The sequence below is a fragment of the Streptomyces sp. MUSC 14 genome (genome assembly GCF_001866675.1).
Taxonomy (GTDB): Bacteria; Actinomycetota; Actinomycetes; order Streptomycetales; family Streptomycetaceae; genus Streptomyces.
Map to the genome: position 1 here is coordinate 21,452 of NZ_MLYN01000096.1, position 26,066 is coordinate 47,517.

The following is a 26,066-nucleotide window of genomic DNA, read 5'->3' on the forward strand; positions in this document are numbered from 1 at the left end:
GCCCTTCGAGAATCGGGAAGTCGTGTCGGGGGTCCGTCAGGAGATCCCGAGTTCCTTGTCGATCAGGTCGAACATGTCCTGGTCGGATGCGTCGACCAGTTCCTCGTCCACGGCCGCGGGGGCGGGCTCGTCGACGGGTGCCGCCCAGGAGTCGAGCAGGCCCCGCAGCGCGTCGGCGAGTTCCGTCCGGCCGGTCGCATCCGGGGTGGCGCGGTAGGCCGCCTCGATCTCCTTGAGCCGGGGATCGAGCTGGTCGAGCCGGGAGCCGCGCTCCGTGTGCCCTGGGGCGAGGGCGGTGTCCGCGTCGTCCGTAGACCAGAGTTCCGCGTCCAGGTGGTCGGCGAGCGCCTTCGGTGTCGGGTAGTCGAACACGAGCGTCGCGGAGAGTTTGGTGCCCAGTGCGGCGCCTAGCCGGTTGCGCAGTTCGACGCCGGTCAGGGAGTCGAAGCCCATGTCGCGGAAGGCCCGGCCGGGCTTGACCGCGTCACCGGCTCCGGCACCGAGTACCGCTCCGACGTGCGTGCGGACCAACTCGGTCAGCCTCCGCCTGCGCTTGGCCGACGGCAGCGCGGCCAGCTCGCCGCGCAGCCTGTCGGCAGCCCCCGCGGTGGCGTCCGCCGCGTGTCCGGCCGCGCCTTGCGCGTCCTGGGCGGCCAGCAGGGCCTGTACGTCCCGGATCTCCTCGATCAGCGGGCGGTGCCCGTGGGCGCAGTACGCGGGGACGAACCGGTCCCAGCGGATGTCCGCCACGACGACCGCGGTCTCCCGCGCCGCCACCGACTCGCGCAGGGCGCGCACGGCGAGCGCCGGCTCCATCGCGGGCACCCCGCGCCGCGACAACTGCTCGCCCACCTCGGCATCGACCATTCCGCCGCCGGCCCAGGCGCCCCAGGCGATCGAGGTGGCGGGCAGGCCGGCGGCACGGCGCCGTTCGGCGAGCGCGTCGAGGTGGGCGTTGGCCGCCGCGTACGGCCCCTGCCCGCCGTTGCCCCACACGCCGGCTCCGGACGAGAACAGCACGAAGGCGTCCAACGGGCATGTGCCCAGCAGGTCATGGAGATTCTCGGCGCCCACGACCTTGGCGTGCATGAGCTCGACGGCCTCGTCGGCGTCCATCTGCGTGAGCGGTCGCGCCTGGTCCACCGCACCGGCGGTGTGGACGACCGCCGTCAGGGGGGATTCGGCGGGAATGCCGTCGAGTACCGCGGCAAGTGCCTCGCGGTCGGCGACGTCACATGCGGCGACGGTCACGCGGCAGCCGAGCCCGGTCAGTTCGGCTTCCAGCTCCCCCGCGCCAGGTGCCTCGGGGCCGCGTCGGCTGGTCAGCACCAGATGCTCCGCGCCCGCACGGGCGAGGTCCCTGGCCACATGGGCGCCGAGTGCGCCGGTACCTCCGGTGACGAGCACGGTGCCGCGCGGCGTCCACACCGGGGCGTCGGCCGCGCTCGCGAGCGGCGAGCGCACCATGCGCCGCACCCGCACGCCCACGGCTCCGGGCCGGAGCGCGAACTCGCTCTCCCCACCGGGCGCGTCGCCCGCCGCGAGAAGCGCGGGCAGGTGCGCCAGCAGCTCGATGTCACCGTCCGCGGGAAGGTCCACCAGCCCGCCGGACCGCTCGGGGTCGTCCAGCGCGGCCACCCGGAGCAGACCCCATGCGGCTGCCTGACCGTCGCTCGGCGCCTCCTCGTCGTCGACGGCGACGGCTCCGCGCGTCAGCGACCACAGTCCGGCGTGGATCGCGTTGTCGGCGAGGGCCTGGCTCAGCGCCATGGACCCGAGGACTCCCGTGGTGACACCCGGGCTGCGCTTGTCCGGTTCCGCGTCCAGGGCCAGCAGGGACAGCACACCGGCCGGCGCGTCCCCGGTTCGCACGGCGGCATCCAGGAGCTCGGCGACGACCGCCCGGTCCGCATGCTCCGGTACGACGACGGGTACGACGCTCGCCCCCGCATCCTCCAGGACGCGGCGCGTCCGGACCGTGACGTCGTCCCCCGTCCGGCCCTCGGGCACGACGAGCAGCCAGGTACCGCCGGGCACCCCGTTCGCGGAAGCCTCGTAGGGCCGCCACACGACGCGATACCGCCAGTTGTCGAGCGTGCTCCGTTCGCGGCGTGCGGTGCGCCAGGCGGCGAGAGCCGGAACCACACTCTCCAGCCCCTCCACAGCCCCGAGCGTCCCCGCCAACTCCGCCACGTCACCCGCCTCGACACTCCGCCAGAACCACTCCTGCACCGGATCCACAACGGCCTCCGCCTTGGGCACGTCCAGCCAGTAGTGGCTGCGCTGGAAGGCATACGTCGGCAGATCCACCCGCCGCGGCGACAACCCCTCGAACACCGGCGCCCAGTCCACGGCGACACCACGCGCCCACGCCTCCCCGAGGGAGAGATAGAACCGCTCCAGACCCCCCTCACCGCGACGCAGAGACCCGACGACCACCGCCTCCGAACCAACAGCCTCGACGGTCTCCGCGACCGGCACCGTCAGCACCGGATGCGGACTCATCTCCAGGAACGCACCGTGCCCGGACTCCACCAGACGCCGAACCGCAGACTCCAAACGAACCGTCTGACGCAGATTGCGGTACCAGTACCCCGCATCCGTCCCCGCCGACCCGACCCACTCCCCCGACACCGTCGAGAAGAACGGAACCAAAGGCACCAACGCCACAACCGGCGCCAACACCTCCGCCAACTCGGCCTCGATCGCCTCCACATGGGCCGAGTGCGACGCGTAATCCACATCGATCCGCCGCACCCGAACGCCGGACTCCTCGGCATGCGCAACAAGCTCGTCCAGCGCGTCCGCGTCACCGGACACGACCGTGGACGTCGGCCCGTTCACCGCGGCCACCGACACCCGACCCGCCCAACGCCCCGCCAACTCCCCAGCACCCACGGCATCCAACGCCACCGACACCATCCCACCACGCCCCGCCAACGCCACGATCGCCCGCGACCGCAACGCCACCACCCGCGCACCATCCAACAACGACAACGCACCCGCCACCACCGCAGCAGCAATCTCACCCTGCGAATGACCCACCACCGCAGCAGGCCGCACCCCGAACGACTCCCACAACGCGGCAAGCGACACCATCACCGCCCACAACACCGGCTGCACCACATCCACCCGCTCAAACCCAGGCGCACCCTCCACCCCCCGCACCACATCCACCAACGACCACTCCACAAACTCACCCAACGCCGCCCCACACTCAGCGAACCGAGCCGCGAACACCGGTGAAGAGTCCAGGAGTTCGACCGCCATCCCCACCCACTGCGCACCCTGACCCGGAAACACGAACACCGGCGAAACAGCCCCGCCCACCACCGAACCGGACGACACCACCTCACCCGCCACCAACACCGACCGGCACTCGAACACCGACCGCGACCGCCACAACGACCACGCCACATCCACCGCGTCGGCCGTGGTGGACTCCAGGCGGGTGGTGAGTTGCCGGACCTGGGCGTCCAGTGCCGCTTCCGTGCGGGCGGAGGTGAGGAGAGGTACGACCGCCGTGTCGTGCGCGGGGTTTCGCTCAGGGGACAGGGAGTCCTCGGTGTCGTGCTGCGGTGCTTCGATGATGATGTGGGCATTCGTACCGCTGATACCGAACGACGACACCGCCGCCCGACGCGGCCGGCCCTCGCTCTCCTCCCACTCCCGATTCTCCGCCAGCAGCTCCACCGCGCCCTCGGACCAGTCGACCAGCGGCGACGGCTGGTCGCCGCGCAGGGACTTCGGCAGGGTGCCGTGCCGCATGGCCTGCACCATCTTGATGATCCCGGCCATGCCCGAAGCGGCCTGCGAATGACCGATGTTGGACTTCACCGACCCGAGCCACAGCGGCCGGTCGGCCTCGTGCTCCTGCCCGTACGTGGCCAGGAGTGCCTGCGCCTCGATCGGGTCACCCAGCTTCGTACCCGTACCGTGCGCCTCGACCACGTCCACATCGGCCGCCGACAGACCGGCATCGGCCAACGCCGCACGGATCACCCGCTGCTGGGACAGGCCGTTGGGAGCCGTCAGACCGTTCGACGCACCGTCCTGGTTCAGCGCCGAACCCCGCACCACCGCCAGCACCTCATGCCCCTGCGCCACAGCATCCGACAGCCGCTCCAGCAGCAGCACGCCCACACCCTCCGACAGGGCGAATCCGTCCGCGCCCGCGGCGAAGGGCTTGCAGCGGCCGTCGGGGGCGAGGGCGCGCTGGCGGCTGAAGGCGACGAACGCCCCCGGTCCCGACATCACGGTGGCGCCGCCGGCCACCGCCAGACTGCACTCACCGGAGCGCAGGGCGCGCACGGCCAGGTGCAGGGCGACCAGGGACGAGGAGCAGGCCGTGTCGACCGTGACCGCCGGACCCTCCAGGCCCAGGGCGTACGCGATGCGACCGGACGCCACACTGGCTGCCGCTCCGGTCGCGAGGTACCCCTCGTTCTCGCCGGACGCGGCTCGCAGTTGGGTGGCGTACTCCTGGTCGGTCAGGCCGATGTAGACGCCGGTCGAGCTGCCGCGCAGCGACTTGGGGCCGATACCCGCGCGCTCCAGGGTCTCCCAGGTGGTTTCCAGGAGCAGTCGCTGCTGCGGGTCCATCGCGGTCGCCTCACGCGGCGAGATACCGAAGAACCCGGCGTCGAACTCGGCCGCGTCGTGCAGGAATCCGCTCTCCCGTACGTAGCTGGTGCCGAGGTGGTCGGGGTCGGGGTCGTACAGGCCGTCGAGGTCCCAGCCGCGGTCGGTGGGCAGCGGGGTGATGGCGTCCACGCCGTCGGCGACCAGGCGCCACAGGTCCTCCGGGGTGCGGACGCCGCCCGGGAAGCGGCAGCTCATCGACACGATGGCGATGTCGTCGTCCGTGGGAGCACCGGCCGCGCGCACGACGGCCGGGGCAGGGTGTGCGTCGTCGCGCCGGTCGCCGAAGGCGAGCTCGTCGACGTAGTCGGCGAGGGCGGAGATGCTGGGGTGGTCGAAGACGACGGTGGTGGGCAGCTTCAGGCCGGTCGCACGGTGCAGACGGTCGCGCAGTGCCACCGCGGTGAGGGAGTCGAAGCCCAGTTCCTTGAACGCCGCCTCGACACTGACCGCTTCCGCGTCGGTGTGGCCCAGCGTCGCGGCCACGTGGGTGCCGACCAGCGTACGCAGTGCGGTGGTGCGCCGGGCGGGTTCGAGGCCGGCCAGCTCGCGGAGCGTGGCGGAGGTCGCGTCGTCCGAGGAGCTGTCGGCTGCCGTGTCCTTCGGCTCGGAGCGGGCGCCGGACAGTTCCGACAGCAGGGCGCTTCCTCGTACGGAGGTGAACACCTCGGCGAACCGGCGCCAGTCGACGTCGGCGACCGCGACGACCGTGTCGTCGTGGTCGAGGGCCTGCTGCAGCCCGGTGATCGCGGTGGCCGGCTCGATGACGGGGAGGCCCCGGCGGCGCAGGCCGTCCTGGACGGACTCGGCGATCATGCCGCCCCCGGCCCAGGGACCCCAGGCCACGGAGAGCACCGGCGCACCGGCGGCGCGGCGTTGTTCGGCGCCCGCGTCCAGGATCGCGTTGGCGGCGCCGTACGCGGCGTGGTCGGCGACGCCCCAAGTGCCCGAGATCGACGAGAAGTAGACCACGGCGTCGAGTTCGGCCGCGTCCAGCACCTCGTCCAGGCGGGCGGCGCCGAGAACCTTGCCGGACAGGGTGGCGGCGAGGTCGTCGACATCGGTCTCCGTGATCGGACCGAGGACACTCACGCCTGCCGCGTGGATCACGGACCGGACCGGAGTTCCGGCTGCGGCAAGGCCGTTGACCAGGTCGGCGAGGGCCTCGCGGTCCGCGGTGTCACAGGCGGCGACGGTGATTCGGGTGCCGTGGTGCGCGAGTTCCTGCCGCAGTTCGGCGAGGTGGGAGTCGTCACCACGGCGACTGGTGAGGACGAGGTGTTCGGCCCCGCGCATGGCCAGCCAGCGAGAGACGTGGGCGCCGAGCGCCCCGGCCCCTCCGGTGACGAGGACGGTGCCACGCGGCCGCCAGTCACGCGGCGCCGGCTTGCCGCCGGTACGAGCGTGGACGAGCCGGCGACCGTACGTCGTGCCGTCCCGGAGCGCCACCTGGTCCTCCGCCGTGCCCGCCGTGACGGCGTCCAGCAGCTGGCCGACGACGCCGGACACCCCGGACACCGGGAGGTCGACCAGTCCGCCCCAGCGCTTGGGGTGCTCCAGTGCCGCGGTCCGGCCCATGCCCCAGACGCCGGCCTGCGCGGGCGCCGTCGGCCCGTCGTCCTTCCCAGCGGCCACGGCACCCTGGGTCACGCACCAGAGGGGCGCGTCGATTCCCGTGTCACCGAGGGCCTGTACGAGCGTGAGGGTCCCGGCGAGACCGAGCGGTACGGCCGGCTGTCGCGGATGCGGTCGCTCATCGAGCGCCAGGAGCGACAGCACGCCGGCGAACCCGTCGGCGAGTGTCTCAGTGGGTGTGTCGGCGGAGGTGAGGAGAGCGCCGAAAGCCGCACGGTCCAGGCCGGCTGCGTCGACGGCAACGACGACGGACCGAGCACCGCGGGCCTCGAATTCAGCCTGGAGCTCGGCAACCAGCCCGCCGCCGTCCATCGGCTCAGGGACGACGATCAGCCAGGTTCCCTCGACAGCGGCGGAGACGGTGCCGGGCAACGGCCGCCATTCCACACGGTGCCGCCATCCGTCGACCACTCCCCGTTCGCGGCGTGCGGTGCGCCAGGCGGCGAGAGCCGGAACCACACTCTCCAGCCCCTCCACAGCCCCGAGCGTCCCCGCCAACTCCGCCACGTCACCCGCCTCGACACTCCGCCAGAACCACTCCTGCACCGGATCCACAACGGCCTCGGCCTTGGGCACGTCCAGCCAGTAGTGGCTGCGCTGGAAGGCATACGTCGGCAGATCCACCCGACGCGGCGACAACCCCTCGAACACCGGCGCCCAGTCGACAGCGACACCACGCGTCCAGGCCTCACCCATAGACACGTAGAACCGCTCCAGACCCCCCTCACCGCGGCGCAGAGACCCGACGACCACCGCATCCGAACCAACAGCCTCGACCGTCTCGGCGACCGGCACGGTGAGTACGGGGTGCGGACTCATCTCCAGGAACGCACCGTGCCCGGACTCCACCAGACGCCGAACCGCCGGCTCCAAACGAACCGTCTGACGCAGATTGCGGTACCAGTACCCCGCATCCGTCCCCGCCGACCCGACCCACTCCCCCGACACCGTCGAGAAGAACGGAACCAAAGGCACCGACGCCACAACCGGCGCCAACACCTCCGCCAACTCGGCCTCGATCGCCTCCACATGAGCCGAATGCGACGCATAATCCACATCAATACGCCGCACACGAACACCAGACCCCTCGGCGAAGGCGACGAGCTCGTCCAGCGCATCCGCATCACCGGACACCACGGTCGACGTCGGCCCGTTCACCGCAGCGACGGACACGCGATCCGCCCAACGCCCCGCCAGCTCCCCAGCACCCACGGCATCCAACGCCACCGACACCATCCCGCCACGCCCCGCCAACGCCACGATCGCCCGCGACCGCAACGCCGCCACCCGCGCACCATCCGACAACGACAACGCACCCGCCACCACCGCAGCAGCAATCTCACCCTGCGAATGACCCACCACCGCAGCAGGCCGCACCCCATACGACTCCCACAGAGCAGCAAGCGACACCATCACCGCCCACAACACCGGCTGCACCACATCCACCCGCTCAAACCCCGGCGCACCCTCCACCCCCCGCACCACATCCACCAACGACCACTCCACAAACTCACCCAACGCCGCCCCACACTCAGCGAACCGAGCCGCGAACACCGGCGAGGAATCCAGCAGCTCCACCGCCATCCCCACCCACTGCGCACCCTGCCCCGGAAACACGAACACCGGCGAAACAGCCCCGCCCACCACCGAACCGGACGACACCACCTCACCCGCCACCAACACCGACCGGCACTCGAACACCGACCGCGACCGCCACAACGACCACGCCACATCCACCCCGGCGAGGGAGGTGGGCTCGGCGGCGAACTGCGCGAGCCGGGACTCCTGTTCCGCGAGTGCGGCGGGAGTGCGGGCGGAGACGAGCCAAGGGAGTGCGAGTTCGCGGCCGGGCGCGTCCGCGACCGCGTCGGCGAGCTCGGGTACGGCCGGTTCGGCCGCGGCTTCCAGGATGACGTGGGCGTTCGTACCGCTGATGCCGAACGAGGACACCGCCGCCCGACGCGGCCGGCTCCCGATCTCCTCCCACGGCCGTGTCTGCGCCAGCAGTTCCACGGCGCCCTCGGACCAGTCGACCAGCGGCGACGGGGTTTCGGCGTGCAGGGACTTCGGCAGGGTGGCGTGTCGCATGGCCTGCACCATCTTGATCACACCGGCCACACCGGCGGCGGCCTGGGTGTGCCCGATGTTGGACTTCAGCGATCCCAGCCACAGCGGCCGGTCGGCCTCGTGCTCCTGCCCGTACGTGGCCAGGAGTGCCTGCGCCTCGATCGGGTCACCCAGCTTCGTACCCGTACCGTGCGCCTCGACCACGTCCACATCGGCCGCCGACAGACCGGCATCGGCCAACGCCGCACGGATCACCCGCTGCTGGGACAGGCCGTTGGGAGCCGTCAGACCGTTCGACGCACCGTCCTGGTTCAGCGCCGAACCCCGCACCACCGCCAGCACCTGATGGCCCTGGGCCTCGGCGTCCGACAGCCGCTCCAGCAGCAGCACGCCGACGCCTTCGCCCCAGCCCGTGCCGTCGGCGTCGGCCGCGAAGGGCTTGCAGCGGCCGTCGGCGGCCAGGCCGCGCTGGCGGCTGAACTCGACGAACATGCCGGGGCTGGACATCACGGTGGCGCCGGCGGCCACCGCGAGGCCGCACTCACCGGAGCGCAGGGCACGCACGGCCAGGTGCAGGGCGACCAGGGACGAGGAGCAGGCCGTGTCGACCGTGACCGCCGGACCCTCCAGCCCCAGGGCGTACGCGATGCGCCCGGACGCCACGCTCGACGTCGTGCCGGTGAGGACGTGGCCCTCGACGGCTTCGTCCGCTTCGTGGAGGCGGGGGCCGTATTCGGGCGCGGTGGCTCCGACGAAGACGCCGGTGGCGGTGGCGTGCAGGGCGCGGGGGTCCAGTCCCGCCCGTTCGATCGTCTCCCAGGTGGTTTCCAGGAGCAGCCGCTGCTGCGGGTCCATCGCGGTCGCCTCACGCGGCGAGATACCGAAGAACCCGGCGTCGAACTCGGCCGCGTCGTGCAGGAATCCGCCCTCGCGGACGTACGTGGTGCCGGTGTGGTCGGGGTCGGCGTCGTAGAGGGCGTCGAGGTCCCAGCCGCGGTCGGTCGGGAACGCGGTGACGGCGTCGGTCTCGTCGTGGACCAGGCGCCACAGGTCTTCGGGGGCGCGGACGCCGCCCGGGAAGCGGCAGCCCATGGAGACGATCGCGATCGGTTCGTCGGCGGCGGGCCGGTGGTCGCGGACGGCGAGGTCGGTCGACGGGGAGGTGTGCAGGCTCTCGGCGAGCCGTGCGGGTGTGGGGTGTTCGTAGACGGCGGTCGCCGGGAGGGCGAGGCCGGCCACGGAGTTCAGCCGGTCGCGCAGTTCGACGGCGGTGACGGAGTCGATGCCGAGTTCTTTGAAGGTCCGTTGCGCGTCGACGAGGGCCCGGTCCGGGTAGCCGAGGACGACGGCGGTGGATTCGAGGACGAGCCGCAGTGCGTCGGCGTCGCCGAGTCCGCTGGTCGGCTCGTCGGAGGGGGTGGCCGGGGCGCTCTCGACGGGGGCCGTTGTGATGGCCGGGGTGTGGTCCGGTGTGGTGGTGATCCAGTGGCGTCGGCGCTGGAAGGCGTAGGTGGGCAGTTCAGTGCGCCGGGGTGCGAGGCCGGTGAAGACGGGGGTCCAGTCGACGTCGGCGCCGTGGGCCCACAGGGTGCCGAGGGAGGTCTGGAAGCGGGTGGCTCCGCCCTGGCCGCGGCGCAGGGTCCCGGTGACGACGGCCTGCCGGGGGCCGGTCGCGGTCTCGACGGTCTCCTGTACGGGTGCGGTGAGTACGGGGTGCGGGCTGACCTCGATGAAGGCGCCGTGGCCCGCCTGTGCCAGGGCGCGCAGGGCGGGTTCCAGGAGGACGGGGTTGCGGAGGTTGTCGTACCAGTAGTGGGCGTCGGTGGCCGCGCTGTCGATCCAGTCCCCGGTGACGGTGGACAGGAAGGGCACCTCGGGGCGGCGCGGGGTGATCGTGGCGAGGAGGTCGAGCATCTCCTGGCGGACGGGTTCCACGTGCGGGGAGTGGGAGGCGTAGTCGATTCCGACGCGGCCGGCGCGGACGTTCTCGCGCTGTGCGGTGGCGAGGATGTCGGTGACGGTCTCGATGTCGGCGGAAACGACGGTGGAGGAGGGGCCGTTGAGGGCGGCGACGGTGACCCGGTCGCCCCACTGGGCGGTGAAGCGGCGGGCGGTGTCCACGGGAAGGGCGAGCGAGACCATGCCGCTGCGGCCTTCGAGGGGTACGAGGATCTTGCTGCGCAGGGCGACCACCATGGCCGCGTCCTCCAGACCGAGGGCTCCGGCGACGCAGGCGGCGGCGATCTCGCCCTGGGAGTGTCCGACGACGGCGGCGGGGCTGATGCCGTGCGACTGCCACAGGGCGGCCAGTGACACCATGACGGCCCACAGCACGGGCTGTACGACGTCGGAGCGGTCCAGCGGGGGGGCGTCCGCGTCGCCGCGCAGGACGGCGGCGAGGTCCCAGTCGACGTGCGGGGCCAGCGCGGTGCCGCACTCGGTGAGGCGCGCGGCGAACACCGGGGAGGAGGCGAGGAGTTCGGCGGCCATGCCGGCCCACTGGCTGCCCTGGCCGGGGAAGACGAACACGGGCCGGTGGACGTCGCCGTCGAGCGGGCCGGACGGGGCCGCGGTGGTGATGCCGCTGAGCAGCGCGGCGGTGCCGGAGCCCACGGCGAAGGACCGGTGGGCGAGGGGCGTGCGGGTCGTCAGCAGGGACCAGGCGGTGTCGACGGGGTCGGCGTCGGTGGCACGGACGTGCGCGGCGAGGCCGTCGGCCTGGGCGCGCAGGGCGCCGGGGGCGGCGGCGGAGAGCAGCCAGGGCACGGTGGCCGGGGCGGTCCGCGGCTGCCGTGGGGCCTGTTCGGTGGCGGGGGCTTCTTCGAGGACGAGGTGGGCGTTGGTGCCGCCCATGCCGAAGGAGGAGACCCCGGCCCGCAGGGGGGTGCCGGGCACGGCGGGTGTCCAGTCGGTGGTCTCGCGCTGGACGCGCAGGCCGAGGCCGTCGAGGTCGATGGCGGGGTTGGGCTCGTCGTGGTGGAGGCTGGGCACCAGCCGGCGATGGGACAGGCACAGGACGGTCTTGAGGAGTCCGGCGATGCCGGCGGCGCCTTCGAGGTGGCCGATGTTGGTCTTCACGGAGCCGACGGCCAGCGGGGTGTGCCGGCCTTCGGCGGTGCCGAGCACCGCGCCGAGGGCGGCGGCCTCGACGGGGTCGCCGACGCGGGTTCCGGTGCCGTGGAGTTCGACGTAGCCGATGCCGGCCGGGTCGGTTCCGGCGCGCAGGTACGCGGCGCGCAGGACGGCGGCCTGGGAGTCGGCGTCCGGAGTGGTGATGCTGGTGCCGGTGCCGTCGTTGTTGAGGGCGCCGCCGCGGATCACGGCGTGGACGCGGTCGCCGTCGGCGAGGGCGTGTGCGAGCAGTTTCAGTACGACGATGCCGCCGCCCTCGCCGCGGACGTAGCCGTTGGCGCGGGCGTCGAAGGTGTGGCAGGCGCCGTCCGGGGAGAGGGCTCCGAACTGGGCTGCGGCCAGGGAGCTCTGCGGGCTGAGGTTGAGGTGCACTCCGCCGGCGAGGGCGAGGTCGCAGTCCCCGTGCCGCAGGCTGTCGCAGGCGAGCTGGACGGCGACCAGGGAGGACGACTGGGCGCTGTCGACGGTCATGCTGGGGCCGCTGACGCCGAGCGCGTAGGAGAGCCGGTTGGCGATGAGGGAGCGGTTGAGGCCGGTGAGGGTGTGGTGTCCGGTGCCCTGTCCGGCGTCGTGGACGACGTCGGCGTAGTCGCACACGTCGACGCCGAGGTAGACCGCGGTGGTGCGCGGGGCGGCGGCGACGGGGATCGACGCGTGTTCCAGGGCCTCCCAGCCCAGTTCGAGGGCGAGGCGGGCCTGCGGGTCGGTGGCGTCGGCCTCGCGGGGCGAGATGCCGAAGAACGCGGCGTCGAAGTCGGCGGGGGCGCTGACGTAGCCGCCGCGCAGGGGGGCGGTGCCGCCGTGCGGGGCGGGCCAGCCGTCGGCGGGTGCGCCCGCGCGCCGGTCCTCGGGAGTGTCGGTGACGGCGCTGCGGCCCGCGGTCAGCAACTCCCAGTAGGCGGCCGGATCGTCGGCGCCCGGGAGCCGGCACGCGAGGCCGACCACGGCCACAGGCTCGTGGCCCGGGACGGTGTTCCGGACGGCGGTGGGCACCGGCTCGTTCATCGATGGCACTCCAAATACCGGGGGCGGGAGGCTGGGGGTTGCTCACACATTCGCACGCGTCCCGGGGCCCTCCGGTGATCCGGGCAGGCGCTCTAGGGGAATCTCTAGCCTCGGTCTTCCGTGCCGGGCCGCCGGCGGAGCCTGGGCCCAACACCTGGCCGGTGGGCCGGGTTTGGGCAGGCCGACGGCCCGCGTGTCCGCTCGGGTGGACACCGGGTGAGGGCGTGCGGCGCGGGCGGGAACGCCGGGGCGGCCGGGAACGCCGATGCCCCCCACGACGCAGCGGGGGGGCATCCTGCCGGAGCGGACGCGGGGCTCAGCCGGCCGCGGCCACCGTGGCGTCGTGGAGCGCGTCGACGATCCGGTCCACCTGGGGCGCGGTCACGATGAGCGGCGGGGCGACGGAGAGCACCGGGCCCTCGCTGCGTACGACGACCCCGGCGCCGAGGCAGGCCTGGGACACCTGGGCGGCGCGGGCGAAGGAGTCGAACTCGACACCGGCGAGCAGGCCGACGCCTCGTACGTCGCTGACTCCGTCCAGTCCCTTGAGGCGGTCCGCCAGCTGCCCGCCGAGGCGTTCGCCCATGGCGGCGGCGTGGTCGATCAGCCCCTCCTCCTCGATGGTTTGCAGCACGGTCAGCGCGACGGCGGCGCCGAGGGCGTGCCCGCTGGTCGTGTGCCCGTGGCGCAGACCGCCGAGCATCGGGTCGCCGGCGAACACGTCGGCGACGGCCGTCGTCATGGTGACGGCGGCGAACGGCACGTATCCGGCGGCCAGTCCCTTGCCCGTGGTGATCACGTCGGGGCGGATGTCCTCGCGCTGGTGCGCGAACCACGCCCCGGTGCGGCCGAGTCCGGTGGTCACCTCGTCGACGACCAGCAGGACCCCGTGGCGGTCGCAGATCTCCCGCACGGCGCGCAGATAGCCGGCCGGCAGCGGGCGGATGCCGCCCACCCCGAGGACCGGTTCCACGAAGAACGCGGCGACGTTCTCCGCGCCCTGCGCGACGATGGCCTCCTCCAGTGCCTCCGGGCCGGGCCGCGCGTCTCCTGCGGACCCGGGTGTGGCGATCTGGACGAACCCCTCGGGCAGCGGCCCGCAGCCCGTCCAGGCGATCGGCGAGGCGGACATCGCGGCGGCCGCGACGGTGGTGCCGTGGTAGCCGTCGGCGAGCGAGATCACGGTGGTCCGCCGCGGCTCGCCGCGCAGTGCGTGATACATCCGCACGATCCGGATCGCCGCCTCGGTGGCCTCCGAGCCGGAGTTGCAGAACAGGGTGCGTTCGAGGGGTTCGCCGAGCAGCTGCGCCAGCCGGGCCGCGAGCAGGACGGCGGGCTCGTTCGACGAGCCCAGCAGGGCGTACGTCATCAGCTTGCCGGCCTGCTCCTCGATGGTGGCGAGCACGCGGGGGTGGCGGTAGCCGAGCGTCGCGTTGAACTGCCCGCTGCGGCCGTCGAGGTAGGTGCGCCCGTACGCGTCGGTGACCTCGCAGCCCCGGCCCTCGACCAGCACCAGCCGGTCGCCGATGCCGTGCGGGGTCCAGGGGTGCAGCAGGTGACGGCGGTCGAGCTCGGCCAGCTCCTCGCCGGTGCGGGTCTGCGGTGCGGTGTCGGTCATCGGCACAACTCCAGGTATGGCGGGTAGGAATCGGGGCGGACGGCGAAGGGCCCGGGTCACCAGCGCACGGCGGCCGCGGCGGCGAAGTCACCGGCGTGCGCGAAGCCGGACAGCACGACGAGATCGCCCTTGTCGATCTTTCCGTCGTCGCGGGCCTGGGAGAGCGTCACGGGGATGCCCGCGCCGAAGAGGTTGCCGTACCGGTCGAAGGTGTCCGGGTGGCGTTCGGGCTTGAGGCCCAGGTCCGCCCGCCAGTTGTGCAGGAACATCCGGTTCGGCTGGTTGGTGACCAGCAGGTCGATGTCGGTGGTGGGGGTGCCGAGGCGTGCGCACAGCTCCCGGGTCACCTGGGGGACGAGCTGGTTGCCGCGCGCGACGATCTGCTTGACCTTGCTGTCGGTGAAGCCGATGTCGATCTCTCCCTCGCCGGGTTCCCAGTACTTGCGGGTGTCCACGGAGAGGGTCATGTCGTTGGCGTACTCGACGCCGTGATGGGTCACCACGTCGAGGATCGGCGACTCGTCGCCCGCCGTCAGGAATCCGACGCCGCAGCCGTCGCCGGGCACCGGGGCGTGCTTGCGGCCCCGGAGCTCCGGCCGGGCGAAGAGCTGTCCGGCCGTGTTCTGCACACAGCAGATCAGGGCGGTGCGGGCCTGGCCCGAGGCGATGAGGCCGCGGCCGAGCTTCATCAGGTACACGAAGGCGGCGCAGCCGCTGTTGTGCACATCGATGATCCACTCGGGTACGGGGTCCAGCCCCAGCCGGGCCACGATGTCGGCGCCCGCCCCGGTGAACGCCCGGTCCGGGAGGGAGACGTTGGTGAGGACGACGTCCACCGGGCCGTCGCCCCGCTCGCGCCGGCGTTCCAGCATCGGCAGGGCCGCCGCGACCGCCATGTCGGTGGCGCTCTCGTCCGGCGCGGCGTGCCGCCGGGCGGCGGGCGGGCTGAACATCGCGCCCTCGGTGTCCTGGGCTTCCTGACCGTTGTAGAACTCGGTGCCGACGCTGTGCCCGGGCAGGTAGCTGCCGACGTCGACCAGGCTGACCGGGATCATGCGCCCGCCTCCGGCGTTGCGACGACCGAGACCGGAAGGCCGCGGCTGCTGCGGTACTCCAGGATCCGCTTGAGGTTGTCCAGTTCGATGCGGTGGCCGGCGTAGAACAGCGGCCACAGGTCGCCCACCCAGATCCGCTCCGGGTCCGGGGAGAGTTCGGGGTACGGGTTCTTGTCGTAGTTCGGGTGGTGGCAGTTGGTCCAGATGACCACGGAACCCGGCTTGCCGAGCACCTGCTCGGCGGGCACGATCCGGAACAGGTAGATCATCCAGAGTTCGTCGCCCTGGTCCCAGGCGCAGTGGTAGTCGAGCGTCAGCGCCTCGCGGTTGGTCTTCAGCCGCATGAAGATCCTGGTGTCCTCGGCGAGGGTGTCCCAGCCGACGTGGAGGCCCTCGGTGCCGGTGGGCCGGAACGACCGTGTGCTGACCGAGTACTCGTCCAGGCTGTTGATGTCGCTGAGGTAGGCGAAGACGTCCTCGGGCGGACAGTCGATGTACTCCTGGATGGTGCAGAACTGCCCGTACACCTCGTCGTGCGGGTACTCGGCCCGGGTGCGGGCGGTGGCCTGCGCGATGAGCTCGGGCACGCTGCTCGTCTCGCACCGGACGAGGCCGGGGATGTCAGCCAACTGGTGTGACGCGGTCGTCATGGTGTGCTCCTGCGGAGGTGGGGCGGTCGTCGATCAGACGGAGGAACGGCACGAACGGGGGCATCTCGTCCGGGTCGGACTCCACGCAGACCAGTGCCGGGCCGGTGTGGTCGTTCGTCGTGAGCAGGGCGCGGCGCAGTTCGTCGGCCGTGGTCGCCGTGACGGCCGGGAGCGAGGGGAACATGGCCCGCGCACCGGCCGCGATGTCGGCGGGCTTGAACGTGTTGTACGAGTAGTCGGCCTCGAAGAGCAGCCGCTCCCGGGTCACGCACATCCCGTGGGCGTTGTTGTTGAAGACGACGAAGGTGACCGGCACGTCGTGTTCGACGGCGGTGTGCACCTCCATGCCGTGTGCGTAGAAACCCCCGTCGCCGGAGACGACGTAGGTGCGCCGTCCGGTGGCGAACGCCGCGCCGATGCCGGCGCCGAAGCTGTGTCCCATGCCGCCCATGCCGAGGGCGAGGACGAAGTTGCCGTGCCGGGGCACGGTCAGGTGGTGGATGACCGCGGAGCTGGCGTTCCCGGCGTCGGACACCACGGTGGCGTCGTCGGGGAGCGCGGACTCGATGGCCCGGACCGCGTCGGTGAGCCGCACGCCGGGGGTGTCGGGGCGCGGTGCCGCCAGGTACTGCGGGCCGCCGCCCGGCCGTTCGCGGCCCGGCGGGGTCCGCGGCAGTGCGCCGAGCAGGCCGTGGACGGCCCTCAGTTCGGTCCGCAGATCACCGTCCACGTGGACGACCGGTACGCCGTCCCGGTGCGGGCCGGTGAAGGGCGGCTCGGGGTCGTAGCAGATCAACGGCGTGTCCTGGAGGGCCGGTTCGAGGCCGGTGCGGGCCATGACCGGCAGTCGGGTACCCACGAGCACGCACACGGCCGCCTTCTCCAGGTGGCGTTGCACCGACGGGTGCCCGATCGCGCCGGCCACGCCCACGAAGCGCGGATCACGGTTGTCGAAGGCGTCCTTGGCCTCCGGTGTCACGGCCACCGACGCGCCCAGCCGGCGGGCGAGTTCGGCGACCTCCGCGCGGACGTCCGCGCGTCCGACGCCGTCCCCGGCGATCAGCAGGACGTCGGCCCCGCCGGTGACCGCCTCGGCCAGCAGTGCCGCCGCGGCCGCCCGGTGCGCGGCCGCAGGGGCCTGCGGCTGAGGGGGCAGCAGGTCGGCGAGGGACGGGAGTGCGTCGGCGGGCGCCTGCTGGACGTCCTTGGGCAGCAGCAGGACGGCCGGTCCGCGGTGCGGTCCGCGGGTGGCGGCGATCGCCTCGGCGAGCAGCGCGGCGGTGTCGCCCGGAGCGTCGACCCGGGCGCAGAAGCGGGTGATCGGGGCGAACAAGTGGACCGCGTCGAAGGCGCCCGCCCGGCCGCTGGAGTCCTGGAAGGCCCCGCGGCCCTCCAGCGGACGGGGCGGCTGGCCGATCAGGGCCAGCAGCGGGACGCGCGCGGCGTACGCCTCCGCGAGGCCCGGGACCAGGTTCATCGCGCCGGCCCCCGAGGTCGCCATGGCGACGCCGAGCCTGCCGGACGTGCGGTGGTAGCCCTCGGCCATGGTGGCGGCGGAGAACTCGTGTTTGGCGACGACCGCCCGGACGGCTCCGTCCGAGAGGTGGGCGGCGTCGTAGAGGTCCTCGATGTTCGCGCCGCCGACCCCGAACACATGGTCGGTTCCCCGTGCCGCCAGGGAAGAGATGATGTAGTCGGCGACGCGTGGCGGACCAGTTCGCATCTTCGTCTCCTCGGGGTCGACGAGCGTCCCCGCATTCGTGTTCCGGCGGATGTTCCTGCGGAGCCGGCCGGGTCGGAAGGCCACAACGTAGCCCGGCTTCCGGCCACCGAACGCGCCGCTCCGGGGCGGTCTGGAACTTCCACTAGTGTTCCCCGCCCGCGGTGAACGCGGCGCGGCGGCCGAGGCGTGACAGCCGCTCATAGCCAGTGCACGGGCCCGCCGCAAGGGGCGGCGGTCTAGGCGAATGCTCGAATTCGAGCAGGCACGCTGGGCGAGCCGGCTGTTCACGCGCACGGCCGCACTCCCGAATCGAGAGAAGGGCGAACCGATGACTCCGACAACCGCGCCGGCGCGCGGCGAGGAGGCCGACACCCTGGCGGCGCTGGCGGTCTCCGCGGCGACCGTGGACGGTGGTGCGCTGAGCGACGTGGAACTCGCGGCATGGCTGGAGGAGCGGCGGCACACACAGCCGCAGCGGGTGCGGCGGGTGCCGTTCGCGGAGCTGGACGGCTGGCGGTTCGAGCGGGACTCCGGCGACCTGCGGCACGCGAGCGGCCGCTTCTTCGCGGTGCACGGGCTGCGGGTCCGCTCGGACTTCGGGCCGGTGACGGCGTGGGACCAGCCGATCATCGACCAGCCCGAGATCGGCATCCTGGGGATCGCCGTGCGGGACTTCGGCGGCATACCCCACCTGCTGATGCAGGCGAAGTCGGAGCCGGGCAACGTGAACGGGATGCAGCTGTCGCCGACCGTCCAGGCCACGAAGAGCAACTACCTGCGGGTGCACGGGGGTTCGGCGGTCGCGTACCTGGACTGTTTCCGCAGTCCCGAGCCGGGCGCGGTGGTGGCCGACGTCCTGCAGTCGGAGCAGGGGTCGTGGTTCCTGGGCAAGAGGAACCGGAACATGATCGTGCGGGTGGGTCCGCAGGTGGAGGCGGGTGAGGACTTCGCGTGGCTGACGCTCCGCCAGGTCAACATGCTGCTGCGGCAGGACAACGTCGTGAACATGGACGCCCGTACGGTGCTGTCGTGCCTGCCGGACTGGCGGGCGGACGCGGCCGCGGTGACCGGATCGCTGCACTCGGACACCGAGGTGCGCAGCTGGATCACGCGACGCCGGGCCGAGCACGAGGTGAGCGTGACGCCGATCGGACTCGCACAGACCGAGGGCTGGCGCCGCGACCCGGACACCGTGTCCCGCGCGGACGGACGCCACTTCAGCGTGGTGGCGGTGGACGTCGTATCGGGCCGCCGGGAAGTGGCCGCGTGGTCGCAGCCGCTCGTCGAACCGCACGGGACGGGGATCGCGGCCCTGTTCGTGCGCCGGATCGAGGGTGTGCCGCATGTGCTGCTGCGGGCACGTGCCGAGGCCGGGTTCCTGTCGGTGGTCGAACTGGGCCCGACGGTCCAGTGCACCGTGGAGAACTACACCCATCTGCCCCGTGAGTCGTGGCCGCCGTACCTGGACGAACTGCTGGACCGGCGCGACAAGGCCGTGTACGACGTGCTGCTGTCGGAGGAGGGCGGGCGGTTCCTCGCCGCCCAGAGCCACTACGTGATCGTCGAGGCCGAGGACGAGACACCGCTGGAATCGGAGGAGTTCCGCTGGGTGTCACTGCGCCAGGTCGATGAACTGCTGCGCTACAGCCACCACATGAACGTCCAGGCGCGCACGCTGATCGCCGCGCTGAGGTCGCTGTGAGCGCCCCGGCGGCACGGCCGCTGCGTCTCGGCGCGATCGGTACGTCGTCGATCGCCTGGCGGCGGGTCCTGCCGACGGTGGCCCGGATGCCGGAGTGGGAGCTGGTGGCCGTCGCCGGACGCACGCCGAAGAAGGCGGCCCGCTTCGCGGAGCACTTCGGCTGTGCGGCCGAGGAGGACCCCGGGGCGCTGCTGGAGCGGTCCGACGTGGACGCGGTGTATGTGTCGGCCCCGACGTCCCTGCACCGCCACTGGGCCGAGCGGGCGCTGCGCGCGGGCAAGCACGTGCTGGTGGAGAAGCCGGTCGGCGTCGACGCCGCCGAGGCGCGTGCCCTGTGCGCGCTGGCCGTGGAACGCGGACTGGCGCTGCGGGAGAACTTCATGTTCCTGCACCACCCGCAACACGCCGGAGTGCGCGAGCTGGTGGCCGGCGGCCGCCTGGGACGGCTCGCCTCCTTCAGTGCCGCCTTCTGTATTCCGCCGCTGCCGGAGGACGACATCCGCTATGCCGCCGAGCTGGGTGGCGGCGCGCTGCTCGACGTCGGCGTGTACCCGCTGCGGGCGGCCGTGCTGCAGCTCGGCCCGGACCTCGACGTGGCCGGCGCGACGCTGCGCACCCGGGCCTCGGACGGCCTCGACCTGTCGGGGCAGGTGCTGCTCGCCTCGCCGTCCGGGGTGCTCGCCGAGCTGGCGTTCGGCATCGAGCACACCTACGCGTCGACGTACACGATGTGGGGCGATCGGGCACGGCTGACCGTGACCCGGGCGTTCACCCCGCCGGCCACCCACCAGCCGCTGCTCGTCATCGAGGAGCAGGACCGCGAGGAACGGCGGACGCTGCCTGCGGCCGACCAACTGGCGCTGCTGCTCCAGGAGTTCGCGAGCGCCGTGCGCGCGGGCGGCGGTGCCGCCGGACAGCACGCGGACTCGATCGCCATGATGGAGCTCGTGGACGCCGTCCGTACGACGGCCCGGCGGATTCCGGTGCGCTGAGCGGACGCCGTGACGTCTGTCCGAAAGGCAACGGACTTCCGCACTTTAGGAAAAACACGATCACGATCCGGCTAACCTGAAACCATGATGGCCAGGACAGTCAACGAGCAGGCCCGAACATTCACACAGAATGCACGGCGGGCGCAGATAGTTCAGGCGGCGATCGAAACACTCGCCGCATCCGGATACCCGAAGGCATCCTTCAGTAAGATCTCGCAACAGGCCGAACTCAGCAGCACGGGGATGATCTCGTACCATTTCTCCGGAAAGCCCGAGCTTTTCGCGGAAGTCGCCCGCGCCATCATCGAAAAGGCCGAAAACATAGCGGACTCACGCATGGGCGACGAGCGGACGTACCGCGGCAAGCTGAACGCGTACATCACGTCGAGTTTCGACTTCGTCGAGCGCTATCCGATCCACACCCAGGCGCTCACCGAGGTCGTCAGGATGGTCAGGGACCGGCAGATCACCGGTCTGGAGGGGATCGAACGCGCCATCATGTCCGTGGACCGGCTCATCGTTCTCCTCGAACAGGGCCGGGACGCCGGGGAGTTCGGCAACTTCGACTGTCTCACCATGGCCTTGGCCATCCGCGGCGCCATCGACACCGTCCTGTGCCGCCACCTGTCCCACACGGCGATGGACCTGGAGCGGTGCGCCCGCGAACTGACGGTCGTGTTCGACCGCTGCACCACGCCCGTGTAGTACCAAGTTCGGCCGAAAAGCTGCACGGCCACCACTCTGGAGCACACCTCATGACCTCCCCCACACCACGCTCTGAGTCCTCGGCGCCCGCGGCGTCACCCTCCGCGGCTTCACCCCCCACCGCATCCGGAAACTCTTCCTCACCCTGGGCTTTCGTGATCACCGTCGGCTGCGACGTCGTGCTGCCCGTCGGCCTCTATTACATAATGCGCGGCGCGGGAGCGGGTGAGATCACCGCTCTGCTGCTCAGCGGATCCGCGCCCGCCCTGCACACCCTGTACTCCGCGATTCGCCATCGAAAGCTGGACGCGATCGGGATATTCACACTCGCGCTCCTGGTGGTGAGCGCGGTGGCTTCCCTGTTGGCCGCGGACCCACGCCTCGCGCTCGCCCGCAACGGCCTGTTCACCGGACTGGCCGGAGTCTGGCTGCTGGTCACCCTGTGCACCACGCGCCCCTTCACGTACCAGGCGCTGCGCTCCCTGCTGCCCGGGAGAAGCGAACAACTGGAACGGACGTGGGAGTCCGACGCCTCGTTCCGTCGCGTGTGGCGCGGCCTGACCGTGCTGTGGGGCGTCGGCCTGCTGTGCGACGCGCTGCTCCGGCTCATCATGGCCTACACCCTGCCCGTCGACACGGTGCCCGCGCTCGACGGCGCGCTGTACGCGGTGTCGTGGATCCTCCTCCAGGTGATCACGCAGGTCGTGCTCCACCGCACCCGCACGCTGTCCAAGGTCATGGGTGCCCGCAGCCCGGCCGGCCCCGCCTCCGCGCCGGTGTCCCCGCAAGGCGCCACGAGCGACTGACACCCCCCACACGCTGACGAGACGACCGTGACCGGGCCGACGACGGCCCGGTCACTTCCGTATGCCGTGACCGCCGGCCACTGCGCGGTCCGGCCGCGGTGTGGCACAGGATGCCTCCGGCAAAGCCGTTGCGGATGTGGGGTTTTCCCCACACTGCCCTCCGCAAGGATGGGAGGGCCCCACCGGACGCGGCGTCGGTACCCGCCGCCCGGCCGGGACCCGTGGTGTCCGGATCGTTGGCCGGTGCCACGGGCCGTCCCGGCCGGCCGGTTCGCCGCGATGTCCGTGTGGTGCGGATCCGCTCCGTTCCGCCCGACCGTCTCCGGGCGGAACGGCCGGTTCCGCGGGATGTCGCGAAAGCGGCGTCCAGGGGCCCGTCGACGCGTCGGATCACGCCACATGCGCACAGTCACTACGTGTGCCGCCAGGCACTGAACGAGGAGGTTCCCGGCCATGGACGCTGGGCTCAAGCGCGAGCTGGAGGAGAAGGTCCTCTCCGGTGAGCGGCTGTCCCGTGAGGACGGCATCGCCCTGTACGAGTCGGACGACCTGGCCTGGCTGGGCGGTCTGGCACACGAGGTGCGTACCCGCAAGAACGGTGACGTGGTCCATTTCAACGTCAACCGGCACCTCAACATGACGAACGTCTGCACCGCGTCGTGCGCGTACTGCTCGTTCCAGCGCAAGCCGGGTGAGCAGGACGCGTACACGATGCGCATCGAGGAGGCCGTCCGGCTGGCCAAGGCGATGGAGAACGAGCACCTGTCGGAGCTGCACATCGTCAACGGTCTGCACCCGAACCTGCCGTGGCGCTACTACCCGCGCTCACTGCGGGAGTTGAAGAAGGCGCTGCCCAACGTCGGTCTGAAGGCGTTCACCGCGACGGAGATCCACCACTTCGAGACGATCTCCGGTCTCACCGCCTCCGAGATCCTCGACGAGCTGATCGACGCCGGTCTGGAGTCCCTGACCGGCGGCGGCGCGGAGATCTTCGACTGGGAGGTCCGTCAGCACATCGTGGACCACCGCACCCACTGGGAGGACTGGTCCCGCATCCACCGGCTGGCGCACGGGAAGGGGCTGAAGACCCCGTCCACCATGCTCTACGGCCACATCGAGGAGCGCCGGCACCGGGTCGACCACGTGCTGCGGCTGCGCGAACTCCAGGACGAGACCGGCGGGTTCCAGGTCTTCATCCCGCTGCGCTACCAGCACGACTTCGTGGACATGAAGGACGGCAAGGTGCGCAACCGCCTCCAGGCGCGCACCACCATGGCGACCGGCGCGGAGGCCCTCAAGACCTTCGCGGTCTCCCGGCTGCTCTTCGACAACGTCCCGCACGTCAAGGTCTTCTGGGTGATGCACGGCGTGCAGACCGCCCAGCTCGCCCTCCAGCACGGCGCCGACGACATGGACGGCTCGGTCGTCGAGTACAAGATCACGCACGACGCCGACAACTACGGCACCCCGAACAAGCTGACCCGCGAGGACCTGCTCGACCTCATCCGCGACGCGGGCTTCCGCCCGGTCGAGCGCAACACGCGCTACGAGATCATCCGCGAGTACGACGGTCCCGACCCGGCCCGGCGCGAGTCGCCGCAGCCGATGCGCGTCTGACCCCCGGGGCCGGCCACCGCGGCCGGACTCCCCCCTCGTGTACGGCGTGCACGACTCTCCCCTTGTGTGCGCGGTGCGCGCTCCGCCCGGTCCCGGGCGGCTGTGCGCGCACCGCGCGCACACCATGACGACACTGCCAGGCAGGTGTTTATGTCCCCGCAGACGACCCAAGACGAGGACCTGGAAGTCTGGATCGACCAGGGCCTGTGCACCGGCGACGGAATCTGCGCCGAGTACGCGCCCGAGGTGTTCGAGCTCGACATCGACGGGCTCGCCTACGTCAAGAGCGAGCAGGACGAGCTGCTCCAGGAGCCGGGTGCGACGACCCGGGTCCCGCTGGAGCTGCTCACCGACGTCGTCGACTCGGTCAAGAAGTGCCCCGGCGACTGCATCCACGTACGCCGCGTCTCCGATCAGGTCGAGGTGTACGGCCCCGAGGCGGACGACTGAGTCCGCCGTCTCTCCGGCGGCCGCCGGGCCCGATCACCTCGACACCTGGGAAGGACCCACACGCCCGATGAGTTCCACCACCGACAACCTGTGGATCCGCAGGTTCCGGCCCTCGCCCGAGGCGGCCGAGCGGCTGGTCTGCTTCCCGCACGCGGGCGGCTCGGCCAGCTTCTACCTGCCGGTCGCCGCCGCGCTCAGCCCGGGCGTCGAGGTCGCCGCGATCCAGTACCCCGGCCGCCAGGACCGCCGGCACGAACCCGGGCCCGCCTCGGTGGCCGAGCTCGCCGACCAGGTGAGCGCGGCCCTCGCGGACTGGGACGACGACCGGCCGGTGACCTTCTTCGGGCACAGCATGGGCGCGGTGGTGGCCTTCGAGGTGACGCGCCGCATGGAGCGCACCGGGTCGGGCCCCGTCCGGCTGTTCGCCTCCGGGCGCCGCGCCCCGTCCCGGGTCCGGGACGAGCATGTGCACACGCTCGACGACGACGGGGTGATCGCCGAACTGCGCGCCCTGGCCGGCACCGACGCCCAGGTCCTCCAGGACGAGGAGCTGCTGCGCATGGTGCTGCCCGCGATCCGCAGCGACTACCGGGCCGTCGAGACATACCGCAGCACGCCCGGGGCGACGGTGCGCTGCCCCGTGACCGTCCTCACCGGCGACGCCGACCCGCGGACGTCGCTGGAGGAAGCCCGCGCCTGGAGCGAGCACACCGAGTCCGAGTACGACCTGCGGGTCTTCTCCGGCGGGCACTTCTTCCTCTCGGAGCGGCCGGCCGAGGTGCTGGCCGTACTCCGTGACCACTTCACCGCACCGGTCCGCACCGTCTGACCGCGCACCCCAAGTCCTTCCTCCCCTCGACCCGTTCCGGGAGTCGTGCACCGTGACCGAGCAACTCGCCCCCGACACAGCACAGCCGGCGCCCGTGCGCCGGCGCCGACCCCGCGTGGGTCACATCCAGTTCCTGAACTGCCTTCCGCTGTTCTGGGGGCTGGCGCGCACCGGCTCCCTCCTCGACATGGACCTGCGCACCGACACGCCGGACGGCCTGAACGACGCACTCGCCGCCGGCGAGCTCGACATGGGGCCGATCAGCCTGCTGGAGTTCCTGCGGCACGCGGACGACCTGGTCGCCCTGCCGGACATCGCGGTCGGCAGCGACGGAGACGTCATGTCCTGCCTGATCGTCAGCCAGGTGCCGCTGGAGGAACTGGACGGGCAGCCGGTGGCGCTGGGTTCGACCAGCCGTACCTCGGTACGGCTGGCGCAGCTGCTGCTCGCCGAGCGCGTCGGGGTGAACCCCCGGTACTTCGGGTGCCCGCCCGACCTGCGCACCATGATGTCCGAGGCCAAGGCGGCCGTGATCATCGGCGACGCCGCACTGCGCGCGGCCCTGTACGAGGCTCCCCGGATGGGGCTGCACGTACACGACCTGGGCCGCATGTGGAAGGACTGGACGGGGCTGCCCTTCGTGTTCGCCGTGTTCGCCGCGCGCCGTGACTTCCTGGCCCGCGAACCGGAGTTGGTGCGCCAGGTCCACGCCGATCTGCTGGCCTCGCGCGACCTGTCCCTGGCGGAGGTGGCGAAGGTCTGCGAACAGGCCTCGCAGTGGGAGGAGTTCGACGCCGCGACGCTCCAGCGCTACTACACCACGGCCCTCGACTTCAGCCTCGGCGCGGCGCAGCTCGCCGGCATCACCGAGTTCGCGCGCCGGGTCGGCGGCGGCCCCGAGGGCTTCCCGCCCGACGTCGCCGTACGGCTGTTGGAACCCTCCGCCCCCTGATTCGTCCCACGCCACCGGAAAGGCCCGGCCATCATGTCCCGACCCTCGCAGTCCCCACTCCAGTCCGTCCTCGACCGAGCCGCCGACGGCGGACGCATCACCCCGGAGGAGGCTCTCGTCCTCTACCGGGACGCCCCGCTGCACGCGCTGGGCGCCGCCGCCGACGCCGTACGCCGCCGCAAGTACGCCGGAAACGAGCACATCGCGACGTACATCATCGAGCGGAACATCAACTACACGAACGTGTGCGTCACGGCGTGCAGGTTCTGCGCCTTCTACGCGGCTCCCAAGGACACCGACAAGGGCTGGACCCGCGACCTGGACGACATCCTGCGCCGCTGCGCGGAGACCGTCGAGCTGGGCGGCACCCAGATCATGTTCCAGGGCGGCCACCACCCGGACTACGGCGTCGAGTACTACGAGAAGCACTTCAAGGCCATCAAGGACGCCTACCCGCAGCTCGTCATCCACTCCCTCGGCGCGTCCG

At 71.9% G+C, this 26,066-nt stretch carries 14 protein-coding genes; 9 read left to right on the forward strand and 5 right to left on the reverse strand.

What is annotated here, in order from left to right:
* Positions 1 to 36: 36 nt before the first annotated feature.
* The 5 genes from BIV25_RS44030 to BIV25_RS44050 form a co-directional block, all read right to left on the reverse strand.
* Entirely contained in the window at positions 37 to 12,480 is a 12,444-nt protein-coding gene (locus BIV25_RS44030) for a type I polyketide synthase (RefSeq protein WP_071378222.1), read from the reverse strand.
* 316 nt (positions 12,481 to 12,796) lie between these two features.
* Entirely contained in the window at positions 12,797 to 14,098 is a 1,302-nt protein-coding gene (locus BIV25_RS44035; RefSeq protein WP_071378223.1) for an aspartate aminotransferase family protein, read from the reverse strand.
* 56 nt (positions 14,099 to 14,154) lie between these two features.
* Entirely contained in the window at positions 14,155 to 15,153 is a 999-nt protein-coding gene (locus tag BIV25_RS44040) for a 3-oxoacyl-ACP synthase III family protein (RefSeq protein WP_071378224.1), read from the reverse strand.
* Entirely contained in the window at positions 15,150 to 15,803 is a 654-nt protein-coding gene (locus BIV25_RS44045; RefSeq protein ID WP_071378225.1) for a hypothetical protein, read from the reverse strand. Before BIV25_RS44045 ends, BIV25_RS44040 begins: the two co-directional genes overlap by 4 nt.
* Positions 15,775 to 17,526 carry a thiamine pyrophosphate-binding protein gene (locus BIV25_RS44050; protein ID WP_071378234.1) on the reverse strand — a complete coding sequence of 584 codons (1,752 nt, stop codon included), beginning with the start codon at positions 17,524 to 17,526 and terminating at the stop codon, positions 15,775 to 15,777. The genes BIV25_RS44045 and BIV25_RS44050 overlap by 29 nt, the downstream gene beginning before the upstream one ends.
* Positions 17,527 to 17,854: 328 nt before the next feature.
* Here BIV25_RS44050 and BIV25_RS44055 point away from each other — a divergent pair, with 328 nt between their 5' ends.
* The 9 genes from BIV25_RS44055 to BIV25_RS44095 form a co-directional block, all read left to right on the forward strand.
* A complete protein-coding gene (locus BIV25_RS44055; RefSeq protein WP_071378235.1) occupies positions 17,855 to 19,228 on the forward strand; it encodes an NDP-hexose 2,3-dehydratase family protein in 1,374 nt (457 codons plus the stop codon).
* Positions 19,225 to 20,220 (forward strand): Gfo/Idh/MocA family protein, encoded by a 996-nt coding sequence (locus BIV25_RS44060; protein ID WP_071378226.1) that lies wholly within the window; start codon positions 19,225 to 19,227, stop codon positions 20,218 to 20,220. Before BIV25_RS44055 ends, BIV25_RS44060 begins: the two co-directional genes overlap by 4 nt.
* Before the next feature lie 84 nt (positions 20,221 to 20,304).
* A complete protein-coding gene (locus BIV25_RS48735; protein WP_079177283.1) occupies positions 20,305 to 20,925 on the forward strand; it encodes a TetR/AcrR family transcriptional regulator in 621 nt (206 codons plus the stop codon).
* Positions 20,926 to 21,080: 155 nt separating this feature from the next.
* Positions 21,081 to 21,731 carry a VC0807 family protein gene (locus BIV25_RS44070; RefSeq protein ID WP_177235641.1) on the forward strand — a complete coding sequence of 217 codons (651 nt, stop codon included), beginning with the start codon at positions 21,081 to 21,083 and terminating at the stop codon, positions 21,729 to 21,731.
* Between the two features lie 453 nt (positions 21,732 to 22,184).
* Entirely contained in the window at positions 22,185 to 23,348 is a 1,164-nt protein-coding gene (mqnE, locus tag BIV25_RS44075; RefSeq protein WP_071378229.1) for an aminofutalosine synthase MqnE, read from the forward strand.
* A 150-nt stretch (positions 23,349 to 23,498) separates the two neighbouring features.
* A complete protein-coding gene (locus BIV25_RS44080; RefSeq protein ID WP_071378230.1) occupies positions 23,499 to 23,798 on the forward strand; it encodes a ferredoxin in 300 nt (99 codons plus the stop codon).
* A gap of 67 nt (positions 23,799 to 23,865) precedes the next feature.
* Positions 23,866 to 24,627, forward strand: a complete 762-nt coding sequence (locus tag BIV25_RS44085; protein ID WP_071378231.1) for a thioesterase II family protein — start codon at positions 23,866 to 23,868, stop codon at positions 24,625 to 24,627.
* Positions 24,628 to 24,679: 52 nt separating this feature from the next.
* Positions 24,680 to 25,579: a menaquinone biosynthetic enzyme MqnA/MqnD family protein gene (locus BIV25_RS44090; RefSeq protein ID WP_071378232.1), complete on the forward strand. Its 900-nt coding sequence runs from the start codon at positions 24,680 to 24,682 to the stop codon at positions 25,577 to 25,579.
* A gap of 33 nt (positions 25,580 to 25,612) precedes the next feature.
* Positions 25,613 to 26,066: radical SAM protein (locus BIV25_RS44095; protein ID WP_143076815.1), on the forward strand; the 454-nt coding region annotated here is incomplete at its 3' end.

Coding starts and splice junctions, on each gene's coding strand:
- BIV25_RS44030 (WP_071378222.1), bottom strand. CDS start 12,480: ATGAACGAGCCGGTGCCCACCGCCGTCCGGAACACCGTCCCGGGCCAC.
- BIV25_RS44035 (WP_071378223.1), bottom strand. CDS start 14,098: ATGACCGACACCGCACCGCAGACCCGCACCGGCGAGGAGCTGGCCGAG.
- BIV25_RS44040 (WP_071378224.1), bottom strand. CDS start 15,153: ATGATCCCGGTCAGCCTGGTCGACGTCGGCAGCTACCTGCCCGGGCAC.
- BIV25_RS44045 (WP_071378225.1), bottom strand. CDS start 15,803: ATGACGACCGCGTCACACCAGTTGGCTGACATCCCCGGCCTCGTCCGG.
- BIV25_RS44050 (WP_071378234.1), bottom strand. CDS start 17,526: ATGCGAACTGGTCCGCCACGCGTCGCCGACTACATCATCTCTTCCCTG.
- BIV25_RS44055 (WP_071378235.1), top strand. CDS start 17,855: ATGACTCCGACAACCGCGCCGGCGCGCGGCGAGGAGGCCGACACCCTG.
- BIV25_RS48735 (WP_079177283.1), top strand. CDS start 20,305: ATGATGGCCAGGACAGTCAACGAGCAGGCCCGAACATTCACACAGAAT.
- mqnE (WP_071378229.1), top strand. CDS start 22,185: ATGGACGCTGGGCTCAAGCGCGAGCTGGAGGAGAAGGTCCTCTCCGGT.
- BIV25_RS44080 (WP_071378230.1), top strand. CDS start 23,499: ATGTCCCCGCAGACGACCCAAGACGAGGACCTGGAAGTCTGGATCGAC.
- BIV25_RS44085 (WP_071378231.1), top strand. CDS start 23,866: ATGAGTTCCACCACCGACAACCTGTGGATCCGCAGGTTCCGGCCCTCG.